Below are 19,137 nucleotides of genomic sequence, written 5' to 3' on the forward strand. Positions count from 1 at the left end.
AAAATATAGAGAAAAGAGGGTTTATATGATTGAAAAAGCAAGATTAGAAGATTGTGATGAGATTTATGACTTAATGTGTATATTAGAAAATCAGAAATTGGATTATGATCATTTTAAACAAACTTATCACCAGGGAATCAATAGTAATGATGTGATATATCTGGTTTATCGACAAGATAAAATATTAGGGTTTTTAAGCTTTCAGATTCATCATTATTTACATCATAATCAAGATACAGGAGAAATTGTGGAACTGGTTGTTTTACCAGAATGTAGAGGCAAACGTATTGGACAACAGTTATTACAGGCTATAGAGAAAAAAGCGATTGATCTTCATTTAGAACAAATTGAATTATCAACATCTACATATAGAAAACAGGCTCATCATTTTTATGAACAAAATGGTTATGAAATGTCGCATTATAATTATACAAAGAATTTATAGGACTATGAAAATAGTTCTTTTTTAATATAACAGCATATAACAGTTGACAACAGTTTCATACTGTTATATACTGTTTATGAACAGGAGGGAGAAAATGAAAATTATTATTAATCATTCTTTAATGACACCTATATATGAACAAGTTGTTGATCAAATCAAAACAATGATAAGAAAAGGAAAACTTAAAGAAAATGATCAGTTACCATCTGTTCGTACTCTCTCAAAAGAGTTGAAAATAAGTGCCCTGACTGTCAAGAAAGCGTACGATAACTTGGAAGAAGAAGGGTTTGTAGTGACAGTTCATGGAAAAGGAACATATGTGAGTGCGAATAATCGTGAATTGTTATTAGAAGAACAAAAAAAGGAAATCGAAGCCGATTTGGAAATGGCCATTCAAAAAGGTAGAAGATGTGGAATCAGTGATGAAGAATTAAAGAGTTTATTTGAGATGATTCTGGAGGGTTAATTATGTTAAAGGTAAAACATTTAAAAAAGAATTATGCTTCATTTTCATTAGACTGTTCTTTAGAAGTCAAACCAGGTTATGTCACTGGCTTGATAGGACAAAATGGAGCTGGAAAGAGTACAACATTTAAAGCTATCTTAGGGTTAATTCAATGTGATGGAGGATCAATTGAAATATTTGGTCAATCTGCTTTGAATGAAGAGGATAAACAGTTATTAGGTGTTGTTTTATCGGATTCAGGTTTTAGTGGATATTTAACAATATCAGATATTATTCCTATATTAGAGAATTTATATAAACGATTTGATAAATCATTCTTCTTACGTATGGTGAATCAGTTTGAATTGCCTAAAAATAAGAAAATCAAAGAATTTTCTACAGGGATGAAAGCAAAATTGAAAATTATCGTTGCGATGAGTCATCAGGCTCAACTGTTGATTTTGGATGAACCAACAGCGGGGCTAGATGTGATTGCGAGAGATGAATTGCTTGATATGATGAGGGATTATATGGCAGAAGATGATCAAAGAGCTATTTTAATCAGTTCTCATATTTCCAGTGATTTAGAAACACTTTGTGATGATGTCTATATGATTCATAATGGTCAAGTGATTATGCATGAAGAGACGGATGTTTTATTAAGTGAATATGCTTTATTAAAAGTAGATGATCAGCAATTTGAACAGTTGGATAAGGCGTATATCTTAAAATACAAAAAAGAAAGTTATGGTTATAGCTGTTTGACTCATCAAAAACAATATTATAGAGAAAATTATCCTAATATTGTATTAGAAAATAGTCATATTGATGATGTGATGACAATGATGATTAGAGGTGAAAAATCATGAAAGGTTTATTGATTAAAGATTTTAAATTGATGTTAATGCAAAAGAATTTCTTTATCATTATTATTGTTGTGGCATGTTTGATATCAATCAGTTCGCAAGATCCAACTTTTATGATTGGTTTTATAACATTGATTTTATCATTATTTACCGTCAGTACGATTTCTTATGATGAATTTGATAATGGTTATCCATTCTTATTAACACTTCCTTTTTCTAGAAAAACTTATGTTTTAGAAAAGTATGTTTATGGATTGATTTTAGGAACAGGAGCCTGGATAGTATCAGTGATGATATGTAGCTTGATGCTTATTGTTCAGGGGAAGCCTGTGACTTCAGATATGTTGATTGGAGCTTTCGTGATTTTACCGATGTTTCTTGTCATAGAATCATTGATGATACCTGTTCATCTTCGTTTTGGTGGAGAAAAAGGAAGATATGCTCTCATTGCTTGTGTAGGTGTCCTTGTTGTGATTGGATTTGTGGTTATGAAAATAGTGGAAATCTTTCATATTAATGTTCTTCCATTGATTTTAGCTATTGATGCTTTAGGTCCAGTAATGTTTATGGTGATTCTTTTGATGATTGGATTTTTAATTATGTTGGTCTCTTTAAAAGTCAGTCTATCTATTATGAATAAAAAAGAATTTTAGGAGAATCATCAATGGATTTCACAATACTTATGGTTGTGTTGCTTTTAGGGGTTGGGATACCGACGAGAAATAAGGCTATTCGAGCTTATCGTCAAAGAAAGAATCGAAAGAATAGAAAAAATGATCAATGAAAAAAGATTATCAGTTTTTGAGGCTGATAATCTTTTATGTTTATAAATTGTCAATATAATCAATAACTTGATGAAGTGAATCAAGAATACAAGTTGTTTTGTTAGCATAATCTTCATCAGGGTATTTCATATCTGGAATACAAATCACAGATATATGAGCGTTATGGGCTGCTTGTATACCTGCTTCACTATCTTCTAAGACAAGGGCTTCACTTGGCTGAACATTTAACTTTTGACAAGCGTTCAAGAAAACATCGGGAGCAGGTTTTCCATGTTCGACCTCATCACCACAGATCACATCATCAAAATAATTGAGAATGCCATTATCAGTTAATAAAGCATTGACTCTTTCACGACGACTTGAAGTAGCAATCATTGTTTTATAATGATGTTCCTTTAAATAAGTCAACAATTCAACAAGACCATCTTTTAATGGAACACCATCTCTTGCAAATTGTTCATCCATTAACTGATGTACCTTTTTCGCAACTTCTTCAATAGGAAAATCTTCGCCATATTGATCAAACATTGCGCGTCTTGTTGCTTCCATAGTACGCCCTAATAAAGTTGTATAAAACTCTTTTGTCATTTCTAAGTTCATTGTTTTTAAAACATCTTTATAACATTGATAAGTGACATTTTCTGTATCAATCATTAATCCATCCATATCAAAAATAACCGCTTTTAACATTTTTTATTCCTCCACTTTATATTGAGTATAAAAAAATGATCTATCTGTGTCAATGAAAAAACAAAGATTATGACAAGATTATTTTGCTTATTTTGAATGTTTATATTATAATGGTAACGGTTTGGAGGTTAGAGTATGAATAATATGATGGAAAGATTGGAAACAATCGCAAGAAGATATGAAGAATTAAATGAAATATTAATGGATCCAAGCATTGCAAATGATGTTCAAAAGATGACAGAAGCCTCTAAGGAACAGGCAAGTCTGGAAAATGCTTATCAGTTATATCAAGAATATAAAAAGGTTTTAGATGGAATTGAAGAAGCCAAAGAATTACTTAAAGAAAGTGATCCAGAAATTAAGGAAATGGCTGAACTGGAATTAAGTGAATTAGAAGAAAAGAAACCTCAATTAGAAGAAAAACTTCATTTAGAATTAATTCCTAAAGATCCAAATGATAATAAAAATGTTATTGTTGAAATTCGTGGTGCTGCTGGTGGAGATGAAGGAAATATCTTTGCTGGTGACTTGTATAGAATGTATGTGAAATATGCGGAATCACAGGGATGGAAAATTGAAGTTTTAGAAGCACAGGATAGTGAAGCAGGAGGATATTCTTTAATTTCCTTTATGATTAAAGGTGAAGGCGTTTATTCTAAGTTGAAGTTTGAATCAGGTTCACATCGTGTTCAGCGTGTACCAAAGACAGAAACACAGGGACGTGTGCATACTTCTACAGCGACTGTTCTTGTGATGCCTGAAGCTGAAGAAGTGGATTTTGAATTAAATCCTAATGATTTGCGTATTGATACTTATCGTGCTTCTGGTGCTGGAGGACAGCATATTAATAAAACAGATTCAGCAGTACGTATTACACATATTCCTACAGGTGTGGTAACGACTTCACAGGATGGGCGTAGTCAACATGACAATAGGGATAAAGCCATGAGAGCGATGCGTACAAAGTTATATGAAATGAAACTTCGTGAACAGGAAGAAGCCATTGGCAGCGAACGTCGTAGTAAGATTGGAACTGGAGATCGTAGCGAAAAAATCAGAACCTATAACTATCCACAAAATCGTGTGACTGATCATCGTATCGGTTTAACAATTCAACAGTTAGATCGTATCATGGAAGGAAAACTGGATGATATTATTGAAGCATTGATTAATGAGGATCAAAGATTAAAATTATTAGGAGAACAACAATGATTTTAAGAGATTTGATTCGTCAAAGTGAAGCGATGTTAGATGAAAAAGATAAGGATTGTAATGTCGCAAAAGTGTTGTTTTACCATTTAGCAAACATGGAACCCCATCAATTGTATTTAATGATGGATGAAGAAGTTGATGAAGAATTATTAAAACAGTTTCAGGATGGTATGCAAAGATATATGAATGGGGAACCTATTCAATATATTAATGGAAAAGAAAACTTTTTCTCTAGAGATTTTATTGTTAATGAAAATGTATTGATACCACGTTATGAAACAGAAGAACTGGTAGAAAATATTCTTTATAAAATTGATGATTATTTTGATGATTATTCTTCTATTGATTTATGTGATGTTGGAACAGGTTCAGGGGCTATTGCGATTACTTTAGCGTTAGAAGAACCAAAGCTTAAGGTTGTCGCAACGGATATTAGTGAAAAGGCACTAGAAGTAGCGAAAGAAAATGCGAAAGAATTAAATGCTGATGTGACTTTTTATCAGGGCGATATGTTACAGCCATTGATTGAACACCAACAAAAGTTTGATATATTTGTATCCAATCCACCCTATATTCCACAAGATCAGGATATTGAAAGTGTGGTCAAGGATAATGAACCACATGTGGCATTATTTGGAGGAAATGATGGTTTATATTTTTATCGAAAAATCTTTCAAGATGTTAAACAAGTTTTAAAAGATCGTGCTTTATTAGCTTTTGAAATGGGTTTTGATCAAAGAGAAATCATGTGTGAAGCAGTAGAACACTATTTTCCAGACATTCCTTATGAAATTATAAAAGATATCAATGGAAAAGATCGTATGTTGTTTATTTATTATCATTTGGGTTAAGTTTATGGAAAAGATATTAGAAACTCCTAGATTATATTTAAGATGTCTGCAATTGACGGATGCTATGCGTATGAGTGAATATCGTTCAAAAAAAGAAGTTGCTCATTATCAGTCATGGAAAAAGTATTCTATAAAAGATGCAACAAAACGTATTCAACAATGTTTAAAGTTCACTTCTTTTTATCTACCGAAAACAAATTATCATTTGGCTGTTATTTTAAAAGACAATGATATCATGATTGGTGATTTGTTTGTAGATGTTGTTAATGAAAAGGTTTTTGTTTTAGGTTATACATTGGATAGTGTTTATTGGTCTAAGGGTTATGGAAGTGAGATTGTAGAAGCTTTTTGTCAATATATGAAAGAAGCATATCATTTTCAAAAAGTCATTTGTTATGTTTATAAGGATAATCAACGATCTATTCACTTATTAAAGAAATTACAATTTCATCAGTTTGAAGAATCTTATTTCTATCATGATGTAGGTTATATGAAATATTTATAAAGCTTTCATAAAAAAATGAAGGCTTTTTCATATTTTTTCCATATGATTATTGTATAATGATTATAAGTGGGGTGAATAGACATGAAAGTATTATTGATAGAAGATGAAAAACTGATTCGTCAGTTTATTGTGGAATATTTTCAAAAACAGGGTGAAGAAGTTATAGAAGCCAGTGATGGATATGAAGGTTTATCATTATTGGATGAAAGTTTTGATTTGATTTTATTAGATATTATGATGCCTGGTATTGATGGTTATGAAGTTTGTAAACAAGTCAGACAAAAAAATGATATACCGATTTTATTTATTAGTGCATTGAGTGATGATGATAATAAATTAAAAGGATATGATTTAGGAGCCGATGATTTTATTTCTAAACCTTTTACACCTTCATTATTATATGCCAAATGTAATGCGTTATTAAAACGTTTTAAAAAAGATGAGCAACATGAAACCATGATTGAAGAAGGCATTTTGCGTATTAATGATGATACGCATGAAGTATTTGTAGATGGACAACAAACAGCTCTGTCACATAAAGAATATCAGATGCTTATTTATTTTATAGATAATAAACGTAAGATTTTATCACGAGATCAGCTGTTAGATCACATCTGGGGTTATGATTATTATGGTGATCAGAGAATTGTGGATACATATGTCAAAAAGTTAAGAAAGAAATTAAAAGAGGCAGCCCCTTATATTCAAACAGTGGTCAAGATTGGCTACATGTTTGATGTGAAGGAGTCAGTATGAAAAAATTAAACTTTAGTTTAATTATTAAAATTGCCTGTATTATTTTATTGGCTTTTATGGCTGTATTAGGAAATGAAATTCGTTTAGGAATAGAACGTTATATTAAAAATACAGTAGAAACAGATGCTGAGATTACGATTCGTAATTTAGATAAATTTGCGAAAAATTATCTGGAAAAAATAGCTGTTAATAAGGTGGATTTGTCATCTGAACAGTTTTCAAGATTATATCGTCATGCTCTTTCAGGAGATTTAACAAAAATTAAATGTCTGGTTGATAAAAATGGGCAAATACTAGATATGTCAAGAGATGGGGTTGATGGTCCAACATTATCTTTGATTACAAATGAAAATGGAACCAATTATGCAACAAGTGTTGATTTTTCATCATTGAGTCAAAATGATTTGGATAAAGTAGAAAAACTGATTTTACAAAATCAAAATACAGAACTTGAAATATCTATTGATGTACATGTTGGACGCTATAATCAGTATAATGATGAGATGCGCGATTTAGATTTTAAGACAATCACAATCAACGATCAAATGATTGTTGAACGACAGGTGAGTGGGGAAATCACTCATTTAGAAGGTGTTGCCAGTTCTTATATGAGTGCCAAGATGGAACTTGTGTTTCCTTATTCTGCTGATACATTATCTATGTCATCACAATTAAATCAAAAAGCATTATTAACAGATTATCACGATGCCTTTAAAGGACTTCAACAAAAAATCAAAAGAGAATTTCAGAAGTTTAAAGATTCTGGAAAAGAGTTTAATACATCCGTCTATGATTATACACAATATTATTTAATGAGTCCGTATGAATATAATGGGAAATATTATTCAACGATTATGATGCGTTTAGAAGATTGGAACACTGCATCAGAAATGGAAGATGAAGAAATAACTGTTGATGATGCGACAATTGGTTATATTTTTGTAACACAGGAATATAATAATTTACCTATGGATTCTTTTAAACAGTTTATGTATGATAATTCTTCTACATATATATTGGCTTTTATTTTAATCATTGTGATGTGTTTTGTAGTTGCGTATATGATTGTTAGACCGATTAAGCAATTAGAACTGGCAGCATGGCGTATTTCACGTAAACAATTTGATTATCCTATTGATATATCTCGTCATGATGAATTAGGGGATCTGGCAAGAGGTGTTGATAGAATGAGTAAAGAACTTGAAAAAACAATTAATGATTTACATCAAGAGATTGATAGAGTTCAACAATTAGAAGTTGTCAGAAAAGAGTTCGTTTCTAACTTTACACATGAGATTAAAACACCTTTAGGTATTATTAATGGTTTTAGTGAGATGGTAGAATTAGAAAAAGATGAGAAAAAACGTAATGAGTATATTGAAATTATTCAAAATGAAACCAAACGTATCAATGAACTCGTTTTAGCGATGCTGGATTTATCAAAGCTAGAATCACAAAATATGACATTAGATATGGAAGAAGTGGATTTATTAGATATTGTTGATGAAACATTAGAATCAATGGCTTGTTTATTTGAAAATCGTCATGTTCAGTTAATTACAGATTTGGATTCTAGTATTGTTGAAGCAGATCCATTTAAGATTGGAATGGTCATCACAAACTTTATTGGAAATGCTTTGCATCATAGTGAATCAGGAGAAAAAGTCATTATTCATTTAGATGAACATTGTTTTTCTGTAGAAAATACAGGCGCTTATATTCCAGAAGAAGATATAGAAAAAATATGGTTATCTTTCCACAAAGTAGATAAAGCAAGAAATGAAGGTGGAACAGGTCTGGGACTGGCAATATGTAAAGCTATTTTAGAGTTGCATCATTTTGAATATGGAGTGCAAAATACAAAACAGGGTGTTTTATTTTATTTTCGTTTTTAATGAAAACCAATGGTTGAAAAACTGTTGGTTTTTTTATGTCAAGACCTTGAAAATATGACAAATAATTTAAATGAAAACCTCTATAATGAGTCTAGAGGTGGAAAAAATGGAACTGATTATCAATCCAAGTCGTATTAAAAAAATCAAATATCAATTCGTCTTTTATATAACACTCATATCTTTTTTAATGTCTATTGTTGATGTTTATTCAACATCATTATTATTTACACTCCCTTTTTTTTATGTGTGTTTTATGTGTGGGTATACTGCTTTATTGAGTTATTTTATAGGGATATTGATAGGTGTCATTGTTTTACAGGTTCCTTATGAATTGCTTTTCATTAGTGGTATAGCGTTTCTTATTTTAGAATTCTGTTTATTATTTCAATCTATGAAATCACGCTATGTGCCTTATCTTTTAACACTTATTGGGGGTATTTATTATGCTTATGTTCAAATAGATTTGCTTTCTACTTTATTGTTGACAATCCTTACTTATATCAATACCCTTATTTTTACATCATTGACTCCTTTATTAATGCATGGTGAATCAGATTTGTTGACACATGAACGAATGAAATCCTTAACTGTCATTATTTTGATATGTACAATGGGGTTATTACCTTATTCACATATATCAACAATGATTTTGATTCGTATCTTTATATTAATTATGATCTATCATGAATGTTTAGATGATTTATTACCGGGATTATTTTATGGCTCTATGTTGATGTTGTTGATGGATTTAAGTTACAAAGATGATATCTTATCTTTTTTATTACCACTGTTCTTTTTCTATATGATTCCCTGTCATAAAAAAGCAACCATTGTTTCTTTATATTTTGTATCACATCTTATCTTACCTTTCTTTCTTGAATTTCAATATACTTATCATGGTTTCATTGTTGTGGTGAGTGGACTTATATTTTTGATTTTACCTATTCGCCATGATCAGACAGTGCTTTCTTCAAGCTATCAGGAAATGACTTTTAAACAACAGCTATCTAAACAGGTTGATTCTTTTTGTCGTTTATTTGAACAAATGACTGCTTTATTTACAAGAGCACCAGCACCTAATCGTTCTTTAGAATATATTGGTTATATCTATGAGGATATGTGCCAGAATTGTTCTAGTCAGACAACTTGTTTTCATAAAAAATATGGGCCACATCGTTTGGTTAAACTCATGAACAAAGGTTTAAAAGAACATTATAATGAAACAGATGAAGATTTTATCCATCAGTATTGTTTGAATCCAGAAAAATATTTGGATTTAGTGAATCAATATCGTAAAGACTATCGTAAGATACAAAGAGTTCAAGAGGAATATAAAACCATGAAAAGTGATTTGTATCATCAGTTTTCTTTATTAAATCATGTTTTCCATCAATTCTCTCATCAGTTGGAAATAGGGCATATTGAAGAAAAACATATTTATGAACATATGGAGGGTTATCATTTTCAGTTAGCTCATTTAAAAAAATATTATGAATCACAATCTGTTTATTATTTGGAAATAGGGATTTATGATATTACAAAAGAAGAAATTGAAAATGAATTTATTCCTATTTTAGAATCATATTTAAATGAAACATTGGATGTAGAAATTATGAAAACCCCGATGCATCAGTTAGGTTATACATATTTAGTATTAAAACATCATACACGTTATTTTGTACAATATGGAGTCTGTCAATGTGCCAAAGAAAGTATTGCCTGTGGGGATAGTTATATGATATTTTCAATGAATGAAAATGATTATTTTGCCTTGAGTGATGGTATGGGTCAAGGACAAAAAGCCAGTGATGATTCAAAGTTGACATTAGATGTCATGAAACAGTTGATTAAAAATGGTATATCATTAGATGATACAATTCAATCGGTTAATGCTTTATTGAAAATAAAGAATCGTAATGATATGTTTACAACCATGGATATGATGGAAATTAATCTGGTGAGTGGAATGACAACTTTTATTAAATATGGGGCTTGTCCAACGTATATTTTAAGAGATCATGAGATTATAGAAGTTGAATCAAAGACCTTACCAATGGGAATTGTTTCTCCTTTAGAAACAGTGATTCAAAAACAGACTTTAAAAGAGAATGATATAATTTTTATGGTGAGTGATGGTTTTTCTGGACATTTTTATGAGTTCTTGAAAGAAAATGAATATTTGATTGGTGATGATCATCCTAAGGATATTGCTCATTTATTGATGTCTTTAGCGAATGATGAACAACGAAATGATGACATGACAATTATGGTTTTAAAATTATGTAAGCAATAATCCCAAAATATTGGGATTTTTGTTTTGGAATTGGAATTTCTTTGATATAATGTCTTCATGGAGTGATAACATGAATTTAGAATTATTGGATCGTTCAAAATATTATATTATTGGTGTATCTGGAGGTTGTGATTCGATGTATCTTTTAGATACATTAAGAAAACTGGGCTATCATTTATTAGTGGCACATGTGAATTATAATTTCCGTCATGACAGTTATCTCGATTATGAACTGGTCAGTGATTATTGTGCCACTTATGGCATTCCTTTTTACTATAAAGAATATCATTCACAGGATTATCATCAGGGCAATTTTCAAAATCAGGCAAGAACATTAAGATATAATTTCTATAAAGAAATTTATGATTTGTATCAAGTGGATGGTGTGATTTTAGGACATCATTTAGATGATCATATAGAAACGATTTATATGCAGTTATCGCATCATAATACAGTTCACTACTTAGGGATTAAACAGGAAACACATGTTCAAAATATGCGTATTATCAGGCCTTTAATGTGTTTATATAAACAAGATATTTTAAAAAGATGTCAAGAAAGAAATATCCCTTATCATGATGATTATACCAATTTTGAAACTGATTTTGAAAGAGATCGTGTGCGTAATACTATCTTAAATCAGTATACTTTAAAACAAAAAGAAGAACTGATTCAAAAAGCCAAACAACATAATCAAAGAATCAAAGAATTAGAGTTTAAAGTTGAACCTTATTACCAACAATATAAAACAGATGGTATCATATATTATTATTATATTCCTAAAGCGTTAAGAGAAATCTTTCTTTATTTAATTCTACGTGATGTGATGCCAACACAATTGATTTCTTATGCTTTGATTCAAGAAATCAGACATCAGATAGATAGTGTCAAACCAAATATTCAAATGAATCTACCAGTTAATTATCTGTTCATAAAAGAATACGATAATATCTACATCATTGATAAAGATAAAACAAAAGGTTATAGTTATGAATTTCGAGAATATATGCCTTTTGGCTGCGAATATTTCCATTTATTAGATAGTGGACATATCAATGAAGGGGTTTTTCTATCTCCAGAAGATTACCCTATTACCATTCGTACGATGAAAGAAGGCGACAGCATTATGACTTCTTCAGGGACTAAAAAAGTTTCACGTCTATTTATCAATGCGAAAATTCCTGCTTTAAAAAGAAAAACATGGCCGATTGTGGTCAATCGGGAAGGAACGATTGTATTGGTTCCACATATTGCAAAAAACATTGATTATTTGACTACAAAACCAAATGTATTTGTGATAAAATAGAGAGGCTTATTATAAGGAGTGGAGAAGTATGCATAAAGATGTTAAAGAAATTTTATATACACAACAACAAATTGCTGAAAAATGTCAGGAATTAGCGACAATGATTAATCATGATTATCATGATAAAGAAGTGATTTTAGTGGGTTTATTAAAAGGATCAGTTCCTTTTTTGGCAGAGTTATCTAAATATATAGAAATAGATGTAACTTTTGATTATATGGATATCAGCAGTTATGAAGGTGTTGAATCTCGTACGATTACAATCAAAAAAGATTTGGATCAGGATGTCAAAGGAAAAGATATTTTACTTGTTGAAGATATTTTAGATACAGGAAAAACTTTAACGACTGTCAAAGCGATGCTTGAAGAACGTGGAGCAACATCAGTAGAAATTGTAACAATGCTTGATAAAAAAGAAGGTCGTACTTATCCAATTGAGGCTAAATATGTTGGATTTGAAATTCCAAATGCTTTTGTGATTGGATATGGATTGGATTTTAATGAAAAATATCGTCAATTGCCTTATGTAGGTATTTTAAAAGAAGAATGTTATCAGTAGTGAAAAGGAGATTGTATGAATAATAAGAATAAAAGTTTAATGAAGGCTATATTGCCTTGGATTCTTGTCATTATTTTATTAAGTTCACTTGTTCCTTTGCTTAATATGGGAAGAACAAATGAAGTCAATTATACACAATTTACACAGATTCTTGAAGAAGAAAAAGTGACTGAAATGTCAGTGATGCCGGGAATCTATGTGACAAGTGTTGAAGGACAATATACAAAAACAGAAGAAGGTAAAGAGGTTAATTACACATTTAAAACAAATGTTCCTCAAACAGATCAGGAGTTAGATTCTTTAATTCAATTAATGGAAGATAAAGGAATCACAGTGCAAATTAGAGATGCCAAGAGTGAAAATATGCTGGTAGATACATTGCTTAGCTTACTACCATATATTTTATTGATTGGTGTGATGTTCTTTGTCATGAGAAGTATTGGAGGTGGCGGTGGAGCCAATGCTAAAGCCTTCGATTTTGGAAATTCTCGTGCAAAATTAGAAAAAGACAGCAAGACAAGATTTACAGATGTTGCTGGAGCAGATGAAGAAAAAGAAGAATTAAAAGAATTAGTAGATTTCTTAAAGAATCCTAAGAAATTTGCAAATATGGGTGCAAAAATTCCTCGAGGTGTCTTACTTGTAGGGCCACCGGGTACAGGAAAAACATTACTGGCAAGAGCAGTGGCTGGCGAAGCCAACGTGCCTTTCTACTCTATTTCTGGTTCAGAATTCGTAGAAATGTTTGTTGGTGTTGGTGCTGGACGTGTGCGTGATATGTTCAAGAAAGCAAAACAGAATGCACCATGTATTATCTTTATTGATGAAATTGATGCAGTTGGACGTCAAAGAGGAACAGGTGTCGGTGGTGGACACGATGAACGTGAACAGACATTGAACCAGTTGCTTGTTGAAATGGATGGATTTAGTGGTAATGAAGGAATTATCATTTTAGCGGCTACAAACCGTGCTGATGTCTTAGACCCTGCATTGCTTCGTCCGGGACGTTTCGATAGACAAATTCAAGTGGCTAATCCAGATAAAAAAGCCAGAGCTGAAATCTTACGTGTTCATGCACGTAATAAGAAATTTACAGATGATGTGAATTTTGAAAACATTGCACAACGTACACCGGGATTCTCTGGTGCTGAACTTGCGAATGTTTTAAATGAAGCAGCATTGTTAGCTGTTCGTTTAGGACATAAACGTATTACTTTAGATGATGTGGATGAAGCGATTGACCGTGTCATCGGTGGACCAGCTAAGAAATCACGTAAATATACTGAAAAAGAAAGAAAATTGGTAGCTTATCATGAAGCTGGTCATGCGATTATTGGATTGACTTTGGAAGATGCCAATAAAGTTCAAAAAGTCACAATTATTCCAAGAGGTCAAGCTGGTGGTTATAATTTAATGACACCTAAAGAAGAAACATACTTCCAGACAAAATCACAGTTAATGGCAAGTATTACTGGATTTATGGGTGGGCGTGTTGCTGAAGAAATTTTCTTTGGTGATGTTTCTTCAGGAGCTCATAACGATATTGAACAGGCTACACGTATCGCAAGAATGATGGTTACTGAATTAGGAATGTCTGAACTGGGACCTATTAAATATGATTCTGGACATGATGCTGTGTTCTTAGGTAGAGATTATTCTTCTACAAGCAATACACATTCTGGACAGATTGCCTATGAAATTGATCAGCAGGTACGTAAGATTATTGATGAATGTTATAACCAATGTCGTCAAATTATCAATGAACAAAAAGATAAATTGATTACGATTGCTGATGCATTATTAGAACATGAAACATTAAATAATGAACAAATTGAATCATTATATAATACAGGACATATGTTAGTTTTAGATAACGGTGAAGATAATCATGATGATCATCAACAGATGCCTCCAGTTGAGGAGAAGAAAGATCCTGTTAATTTAGATGATGATTTATTAGATGAAATGAAATAAGCACTTATGTGCTTATTTTTGTAAGAGGAGAAAGTCATGAAAAGAAGTACAATGAGTAAATTACTGGTTATCATTATTATTGCTTGTATGGTGATACCTTTAATCAGTTATTTTGCATTTGGAGGTTAAAATGAAAGATTATTTAGTCAGAGGAATAGTAGAATCAAAGAACTGTCGTGTCTTTGCATGTACAACAAAACAATTATTGGAAGTGGCAAGACAAAAACATGATTTGTGGCCAACGGCTTCAGCTACGTTAGGACGTTTTATGTCAGCAACTTTTATGTTAGCAGCCATGAATAAAAATCATGAAAAAATGACTGTGACAATGAATGGTGGAGGAAGTATTGGAACAATTATGGCTTGTACTAACAGTGATGGGAAAATCAAGGCATTTGTTGGTAATCCACATGTTCATTATACTTATGAAGATACTGGAAAATTAGGTGTGGGACTTGCAGTAGGAAATCAAGGAACTTTGCAGGTTATTAAAGATATGGGATTAAAAGAGCCATTTGTTGGAACTGTTCCTATTCAAACAGGTGAAATTGGTGAAGATTTTTCTTATTATTTTATGGTTTCTGAACAGATTCCTTCAGTTGTATCATTAGGTGTTCTTGTGGATACGACAAATGAGATTTTATCTAGTGGTGGTTTTATTATTCAGCTTTTACCAGAAGCTAGTGATGAAGATATTTCTTATATTGAAGAAAAAATGAGAAATTTCCCTGCAGTATCTGCATTATTAAATGAAGGACATACACCAGAAGAAATACTACAGATGATTTTTGAAGATGTGAAGATTTTAGATAGTCAAGATTTATTTTTTGAATGTGACTGTTCTAAGGAAAAAATGAAAAATGCACTGATGACAGTTGGAAAAGATGAAATTCAAGCTATGATTGATGAAGATCATGGTTGTGAAATGACATGTCAGTTCTGTAATTCAAAATATAGTTTTAGTGAAGATGAACTTAAAGAGTTGTTAGATGAATTTAATTAATAAGAAACAAAAAGAAGGTACAAGGGGAAGTACCTTCTTTTTTTGGGGTTTACCAATATTAGGAATATAACTTCGATAACTTACATCTATTTTATATGGGGAGGAAAAATAGAGGGGAAAGTGTAAGTTATCTGTATATATGTTTGACTCATTTTTGAGTATTATTCATTTTTTTATAATTTTTTTTATTCTGTTCACACATATAAAAGAAAGAGCAATTTTGATAAGATCAGGAATTATAAATGGAATGACACACCATACTAAAACAACTGATAATGCAACTGGTCCTGTTGTTTGTGTATAAACCATCATAAACCAGAATGTCCCAAAGCTATAACAAATCAATAAACCAATAAGCATTGAAATGATAAAAATGAAATGACGGTTTCCAAATACACTTTCGATAAACCACATAAATAATGCAGAGAATAGAAAACCAATAATATAGCCACCACTTGTCCCCAAAATAGCACCTAGTCCACTAGAAAAACCAGCAAAGACAGGGATGCCTATGATTCCTAATAAAATATAAACGAATATAGCTATTGTACCTCTTTTACCCCCAAGTAAACCAACAGTTATAAAAATACCCATTGTCTGTAAAGTAAAGGGAACTGTTGCAGGAATAGCTATCCATGAACAAATAGCAATAAAAGCTGCAAACAGACCTATATAGACAATATCTTGCACTTTATGAATTTGTGAAACTGATTTTATATTTTCCATTATACACCATCCTTTAACAAGGCATAAGGATAACAGAGTTTATGTTTATTATCAACTTAAAATTCAATTTTACTTTACAATAAAACAAAAATGAAGATTCCTATAAGAATCTTCATTAAAAATGGGAGAGGGAAAAATATTATTTTATAAATGAGAATGCTGTTTTTATATCGCCTCCTTGTTTTATAATATATCAAGCTTTTATCTTTGTATTTTCAAAAAAGTATGTTATATTGTGTTATGGTGAAAATTATGAAAATTGGAAATGTAGATATTAAAAATAGAATTATTATGGCTCCAATGGCAGGAATTACTAATGTGGCTTTTAGAAAAATTATTAAGGAGTTTGGAGCAGGGCTTGTTGTAAGTGAAATGGTGAGCGATAAAGCTTTATGTTATGGTAATCAAAAAACAATTGAGATGTTGACAATTGATGAAGATGAACATCCTGTCAGTATACAGATCTTTGGTGGAGATGTTGATTCAATGGTACAAGCTGCCAAGTTTGTAGATGAACATTCTAACTGTGATATTATTGATATTAATATGGGATGTCCAGTTCAGAAAGTGTTAAAAGCACATGCAGGAAGTTATCTATTGCAGTATCCAGATTTAGTTTATGATATTGTAAAAAATGTTGTAAAAGCAGTCAGTAAACCTGTGACAGTAAAAATTCGTATTGGATATGATTTTGATTCTATCAATTGTGTTGAAATTGCTAAGTTGATTGAAAAAGCTGGAGCAAGTGCGATTGCGGTTCATGGGAGAACCCGTTCACAAATGTATGAAGGACGTGCTAACTGGGATTATATAAGACAGGTCAAAGAAGCAGTATCTATCCCAGTTATTGGTAATGGAGATGTCAAAACAGCACAAGATGCAAAACGTATGTTAGATGAAACTGGGTGTGACGCTGTAATGGTTGGTAGAGCAGCACTTGGGAATCCTTGGGTTATCCAGCAGATGGTTCAATATGTTGAACATGGTATATTATTAGATGAACCAACTATTGATGAAAAACTTGATCAATGTCTTGCACATGCGAAAAGGTTACTCAAAGTTGAAGGAGAAAAGAATGCTATCAGACAAATGCGTGGTCATGCACCTTGGTATATGAAAGGATTGAAATCTGCAAGTGCTATTAAAAATCATTTATCCAAAATTAATACTTATCAAGAACTAGAGGATATTATTGAAAATTATCGTTATTATTTACATACAGGGGATAAAACTATTTTTGATAAGGTAGTATAGGTATAATTTTATTTTCTTAATAAAAATGAAAGAAAATTGTTAATCAAACATTTCTCTTTCATTTTTTAATTGTGCTTTATACTTGTTACCAATTGGCAAACATGTATGAGAGTTCATATAAACATGTGTAGAAGTGATTTTGTAAATAGCGGATGAATTTATAATGTATGATTTATGAATTTGTATAAAGCCTAGTGGCTTTAGTGTTTTTAATATATTTGATATTCTTTCTCTGATTTTAAATGTAGCTCCTTCACTATGAATGAATACATAATGTCCATATGATTCCACATATTCAATTCTTTGACAATGAATTCTTATATTTTGATGACCAGATTTAAAGTTTAATATATTTCCTAACCCCTTTTCTTTATATTGTAAAATCTCTATGAAATGATATATATCTTTTTCAATATGCGTCACTCTTATAAATGTTAGGGGATTATATTCTAGGAGTTCAAACATGTATTCTCCATTTTCAATTAAAAAGACAAAGTCTAACTGATAAGAAGATAGTGTTTTCAAATGTTCAAGGTCTTTGATAGAGCAGATTTGCTTTATATAGATTGTTTGTTTTGGAAAGTTATGTTCTTGTATATAATTGATTTTTGAAAAATGTAAATTGAGGTATCTTTTAAGTATTTGATGATATTGGTTATCACATTGTAAAACAATATTCATGGCTTTGTTTTCTCCTTTTCAAGAGATTCAATATAACTTTGAAATACGTAGCTATTTGTATTTAATACAGGTCTTAAATTGTGTTTATCAATAATTTCAATATTTTGATTTTCCAATAATTGCAATGCTTTTTCATAATCTCCTTTTTCCATCTGGTTAATGCTTGTAGGAAAAATGGTAAAAGTTGAACCATCTTTCATTAAGAAAGTCATTTTCAAAATATAACCTTTTTGTGCCCAACCGGCTAATTGACAAATATAAGAAAGATTGACTTTTAAAATATAATCTGTTTTTATACTAGTATTAGGAATAGTAGGCAATGGAGTCAACTTAGTAAGTTGGCTCTTTTTTATTTTTTTGGAAATAAAAGAGTGTCTTTTTTTACTTGTAGTTAAGTATAATTATCTATTTATTATCTTATTTCCTTTACTTTTGTTGTATAATGTAGTTAAGAAAGAAGGTGCTTCTATGTTCGTTAGAGTTATCAAAAATAATAAGGGTAAGAAAAATACCTGTTTTTGCGCACTCGTTGAATCCTATCGTGATTCTTCTGGCGTTCCTAAACATCGTGTCCTTATCAACTTTGGGCAGGTTGATGAGGAATCCGTTCCTTTTCTGAAGGCTGCTTTCGCCAAGAAAAAGCCTCGTCTTGTCTATGATGATGAATAATGTAGTTAAGTCTTCTCAGCTGGCTGCTATCTTCAGTGAGTTTAATGCTATCATTCATTCTGATATCACAAACAGACTCTGTCGCAAGAGAACACAGGACTTTACCAGAAATAGAAATATGAATTTCTATTCGCTCATCTATTACTTCATCTTCAGAAACAGAACCACAACCAATGCTGAACTCTCTCATTTTTATTCTTCCATAGATCGATTTGAGAAGAG

20 protein-coding genes are annotated in these 19,137 nt (G+C 31.1%); 15 read left to right on the forward strand and 5 right to left on the reverse strand.

Features of this window, described 5'->3' with window-relative positions; all coding sequences use genetic code 11:
- Nucleotides 1–25: 25 nt before the first annotated feature.
- The 4 genes from KEC48_RS13720 (at nt 26) to KEC48_RS13735 (ending at nt 2,409) form a co-directional block, all read left to right on the forward strand.
- Nucleotides 26–445 carry a GNAT family N-acetyltransferase gene (locus tag KEC48_RS13720; RefSeq protein ID WP_087358279.1) on the forward strand — a complete coding sequence of 140 codons (420 nt, stop codon included), beginning with the start codon at nt 26–28 and terminating at the stop codon, nt 443–445.
- A gap of 94 nt (nt 446–539) precedes the next feature.
- Entirely contained in the window at nt 540–911 is a 372-nt protein-coding gene (locus KEC48_RS13725; protein ID WP_087358280.1) for a GntR family transcriptional regulator, read from the forward strand.
- 2 nt (nt 912–913) lie between these two features.
- Entirely contained in the window at nt 914–1,759 is an 846-nt protein-coding gene (locus KEC48_RS13730) for an ABC transporter ATP-binding protein (protein WP_211963019.1), read from the forward strand.
- Nucleotides 1,756–2,409 carry an ABC-2 transporter permease gene (locus tag KEC48_RS13735; protein ID WP_211963020.1) on the forward strand — a complete coding sequence of 218 codons (654 nt, stop codon included), beginning with the start codon at nt 1,756–1,758 and terminating at the stop codon, nt 2,407–2,409. Before KEC48_RS13730 ends, KEC48_RS13735 begins: the two co-directional genes overlap by 4 nt.
- Before the next feature lie 171 nt (nt 2,410–2,580).
- On the opposite strand, the gene KEC48_RS13740 is transcribed toward KEC48_RS13735, so the two are convergent.
- Entirely contained in the window at nt 2,581–3,231 is a 651-nt protein-coding gene (locus KEC48_RS13740; protein ID WP_211963021.1) for an HAD family phosphatase, read from the reverse strand.
- A 144-nt stretch (nt 3,232–3,375) separates the two neighbouring features.
- On the opposite strand from KEC48_RS13740, the gene prfA reads away from it, so the two are divergent.
- The 10 genes from prfA (at nt 3,376) to hslO (ending at nt 15,585) form a co-directional block, all read left to right on the forward strand.
- The gene (gene prfA / locus KEC48_RS13745; protein ID WP_211965506.1) at nt 3,376–4,443 is read left to right on the forward strand and encodes a peptide chain release factor 1; all 1,068 of its coding nucleotides are present in this window, start codon (nt 3,376–3,378) and stop codon (nt 4,441–4,443) included.
- The gene (prmC, locus tag KEC48_RS13750) at nt 4,440–5,294 is read left to right on the forward strand and encodes a peptide chain release factor N(5)-glutamine methyltransferase (RefSeq protein WP_211963023.1); all 855 of its coding nucleotides are present in this window, start codon (nt 4,440–4,442) and stop codon (nt 5,292–5,294) included. Before prfA ends, prmC begins: the two co-directional genes overlap by 4 nt.
- A 4-nt stretch (nt 5,295–5,298) precedes the next feature.
- Nucleotides 5,299–5,799 (forward strand): GNAT family N-acetyltransferase, encoded by a 501-nt coding sequence (locus KEC48_RS13755; RefSeq protein WP_211963031.1) that lies wholly within the window; start codon nt 5,299–5,301, stop codon nt 5,797–5,799.
- A gap of 81 nt (nt 5,800–5,880) precedes the next feature.
- Complete coding sequence (locus tag KEC48_RS13760) at nt 5,881–6,555, forward strand: response regulator transcription factor (RefSeq protein ID WP_087358294.1); 675 nt, start codon at nt 5,881–5,883, stop codon at nt 6,553–6,555.
- Nucleotides 6,552–8,450, forward strand: a complete 1,899-nt coding sequence (locus KEC48_RS13765) for a HAMP domain-containing sensor histidine kinase (protein WP_211963039.1) — start codon at nt 6,552–6,554, stop codon at nt 8,448–8,450. Before KEC48_RS13760 ends, KEC48_RS13765 begins: the two co-directional genes overlap by 4 nt.
- 106 nt (nt 8,451–8,556) lie before the next feature.
- Entirely contained in the window at nt 8,557–10,743 is a 2,187-nt protein-coding gene (locus KEC48_RS13770; protein WP_211963041.1) for a PP2C family protein-serine/threonine phosphatase, read from the forward strand.
- Nucleotides 10,744–10,813: 70 nt separating this feature from the next.
- Entirely contained in the window at nt 10,814–12,049 is a 1,236-nt protein-coding gene (tilS, locus tag KEC48_RS13775; protein ID WP_211963043.1) for a tRNA lysidine(34) synthetase TilS, read from the forward strand.
- A gap of 28 nt (nt 12,050–12,077) precedes the next feature.
- Entirely contained in the window at nt 12,078–12,608 is a 531-nt protein-coding gene (gene hpt / locus KEC48_RS13780) for a hypoxanthine phosphoribosyltransferase (RefSeq protein ID WP_211963045.1), read from the forward strand.
- Nucleotides 12,609–12,623: 15 nt separating this feature from the next.
- Complete coding sequence (ftsH, locus tag KEC48_RS13785) at nt 12,624–14,582, forward strand: ATP-dependent zinc metalloprotease FtsH (RefSeq protein ID WP_087358303.1); 1,959 nt, start codon at nt 12,624–12,626, stop codon at nt 14,580–14,582.
- Between the two features lie 130 nt (nt 14,583–14,712).
- Entirely contained in the window at nt 14,713–15,585 is an 873-nt protein-coding gene (hslO, locus tag KEC48_RS13790) for an Hsp33 family molecular chaperone HslO (protein ID WP_211963047.1), read from the forward strand.
- Nucleotides 15,586–15,750: 165 nt separating this feature from the next.
- Here hslO and KEC48_RS13795 read toward each other — a convergent pair whose 3' ends face one another.
- Nucleotides 15,751–16,311 carry a biotin transporter BioY gene (locus KEC48_RS13795; protein ID WP_211963049.1) on the reverse strand — a complete coding sequence of 187 codons (561 nt, stop codon included), beginning with the start codon at nt 16,309–16,311 and terminating at the stop codon, nt 15,751–15,753.
- A gap of 252 nt (nt 16,312–16,563) precedes the next feature.
- Here KEC48_RS13795 and dusB point away from each other — a divergent pair, with 252 nt between their 5' ends.
- Nucleotides 16,564–17,565, forward strand: coding sequence for a tRNA dihydrouridine synthase DusB (gene dusB, locus KEC48_RS13800; protein WP_211963051.1), 1,002 nt, complete (start codon nt 16,564–16,566; stop codon nt 17,563–17,565).
- A 39-nt stretch (nt 17,566–17,604) separates the two neighbouring features.
- Here the strand turns inward: dusB and KEC48_RS13805 are convergent, their stop codons facing one another.
- The 3 genes from KEC48_RS13805 to KEC48_RS13815 all read right to left on the reverse strand — a co-directional run bounded on the left by KEC48_RS13805 (nt 17,605) and on the right by KEC48_RS13815 (nt 19,105).
- Nucleotides 17,605–18,246: a LytTR family DNA-binding domain-containing protein gene (locus KEC48_RS13805; RefSeq protein ID WP_211963053.1), complete on the reverse strand. Its 642-nt coding sequence runs from the start codon at nt 18,244–18,246 to the stop codon at nt 17,605–17,607.
- Nucleotides 18,243–18,566, reverse strand: coding sequence for a hypothetical protein (locus tag KEC48_RS13810; protein WP_211963055.1), 324 nt, complete (start codon nt 18,564–18,566; stop codon nt 18,243–18,245). The genes KEC48_RS13805 and KEC48_RS13810 overlap by 4 nt, the downstream gene beginning before the upstream one ends.
- A gap of 257 nt (nt 18,567–18,823) precedes the next feature.
- On the reverse strand, nt 18,824–19,105 hold the full coding sequence (locus tag KEC48_RS13815; RefSeq protein WP_087298203.1) for a hypothetical protein: 282 nt from the start codon (nt 19,103–19,105) through the stop codon (nt 18,824–18,826).
- Nucleotides 19,106–19,137: the final 32 nt, after the last annotated feature.

Origin of the sequence: Clostridium sp. C1 (genome assembly GCF_018223625.1) — a bacterium.
In the GTDB taxonomy this organism is placed as follows: Bacteria; Bacillota_I; Bacilli_A; order Erysipelotrichales; family Coprobacillaceae; genus Allocoprobacillus.

Bases quoted from the DNA above. Each gene is read 5' to 3' on its own strand.
- KEC48_RS13720 (WP_087358279.1), top strand. From the start codon at position 26: ATGATTGAAAAAGCAAGATTAGAAGATTGTGATGAGATTTATGACTTA.
- KEC48_RS13725 (WP_087358280.1), top strand. From the start codon at position 540: ATGAAAATTATTATTAATCATTCTTTAATGACACCTATATATGAACAA.
- KEC48_RS13730 (WP_211963019.1), top strand. From the start codon at position 914: ATGTTAAAGGTAAAACATTTAAAAAAGAATTATGCTTCATTTTCATTA.
- KEC48_RS13735 (WP_211963020.1), top strand. From the start codon at position 1,756: ATGAAAGGTTTATTGATTAAAGATTTTAAATTGATGTTAATGCAAAAG.
- KEC48_RS13740 (WP_211963021.1), bottom strand. From the start codon at position 3,231: ATGTTAAAAGCGGTTATTTTTGATATGGATGGATTAATGATTGATACA.
- prfA (WP_211965506.1), top strand. From the start codon at position 3,376: ATGATGGAAAGATTGGAAACAATCGCAAGAAGATATGAAGAATTAAAT.
- prmC (WP_211963023.1), top strand. From the start codon at position 4,440: ATGATTTTAAGAGATTTGATTCGTCAAAGTGAAGCGATGTTAGATGAA.
- KEC48_RS13755 (WP_211963031.1), top strand. From the start codon at position 5,299: ATGGAAAAGATATTAGAAACTCCTAGATTATATTTAAGATGTCTGCAA.
- KEC48_RS13760 (WP_087358294.1), top strand. From the start codon at position 5,881: ATGAAAGTATTATTGATAGAAGATGAAAAACTGATTCGTCAGTTTATT.
- KEC48_RS13765 (WP_211963039.1), top strand. From the start codon at position 6,552: ATGAAAAAATTAAACTTTAGTTTAATTATTAAAATTGCCTGTATTATT.
- KEC48_RS13770 (WP_211963041.1), top strand. From the start codon at position 8,557: ATGGAACTGATTATCAATCCAAGTCGTATTAAAAAAATCAAATATCAA.
- tilS (WP_211963043.1), top strand. From the start codon at position 10,814: ATGAATTTAGAATTATTGGATCGTTCAAAATATTATATTATTGGTGTA.
- hpt (WP_211963045.1), top strand. From the start codon at position 12,078: ATGCATAAAGATGTTAAAGAAATTTTATATACACAACAACAAATTGCT.
- ftsH (WP_087358303.1), top strand. From the start codon at position 12,624: ATGAATAATAAGAATAAAAGTTTAATGAAGGCTATATTGCCTTGGATT.
- hslO (WP_211963047.1), top strand. From the start codon at position 14,713: ATGAAAGATTATTTAGTCAGAGGAATAGTAGAATCAAAGAACTGTCGT.
- KEC48_RS13795 (WP_211963049.1), bottom strand. From the start codon at position 16,311: ATGGAAAATATAAAATCAGTTTCACAAATTCATAAAGTGCAAGATATT.
- dusB (WP_211963051.1), top strand. From the start codon at position 16,564: ATGAAAATTGGAAATGTAGATATTAAAAATAGAATTATTATGGCTCCA.
- KEC48_RS13805 (WP_211963053.1), bottom strand. From the start codon at position 18,246: ATGAATATTGTTTTACAATGTGATAACCAATATCATCAAATACTTAAA.
- KEC48_RS13815 (WP_087298203.1), bottom strand. From the start codon at position 19,105: ATGAGAGAGTTCAGCATTGGTTGTGGTTCTGTTTCTGAAGATGAAGTA.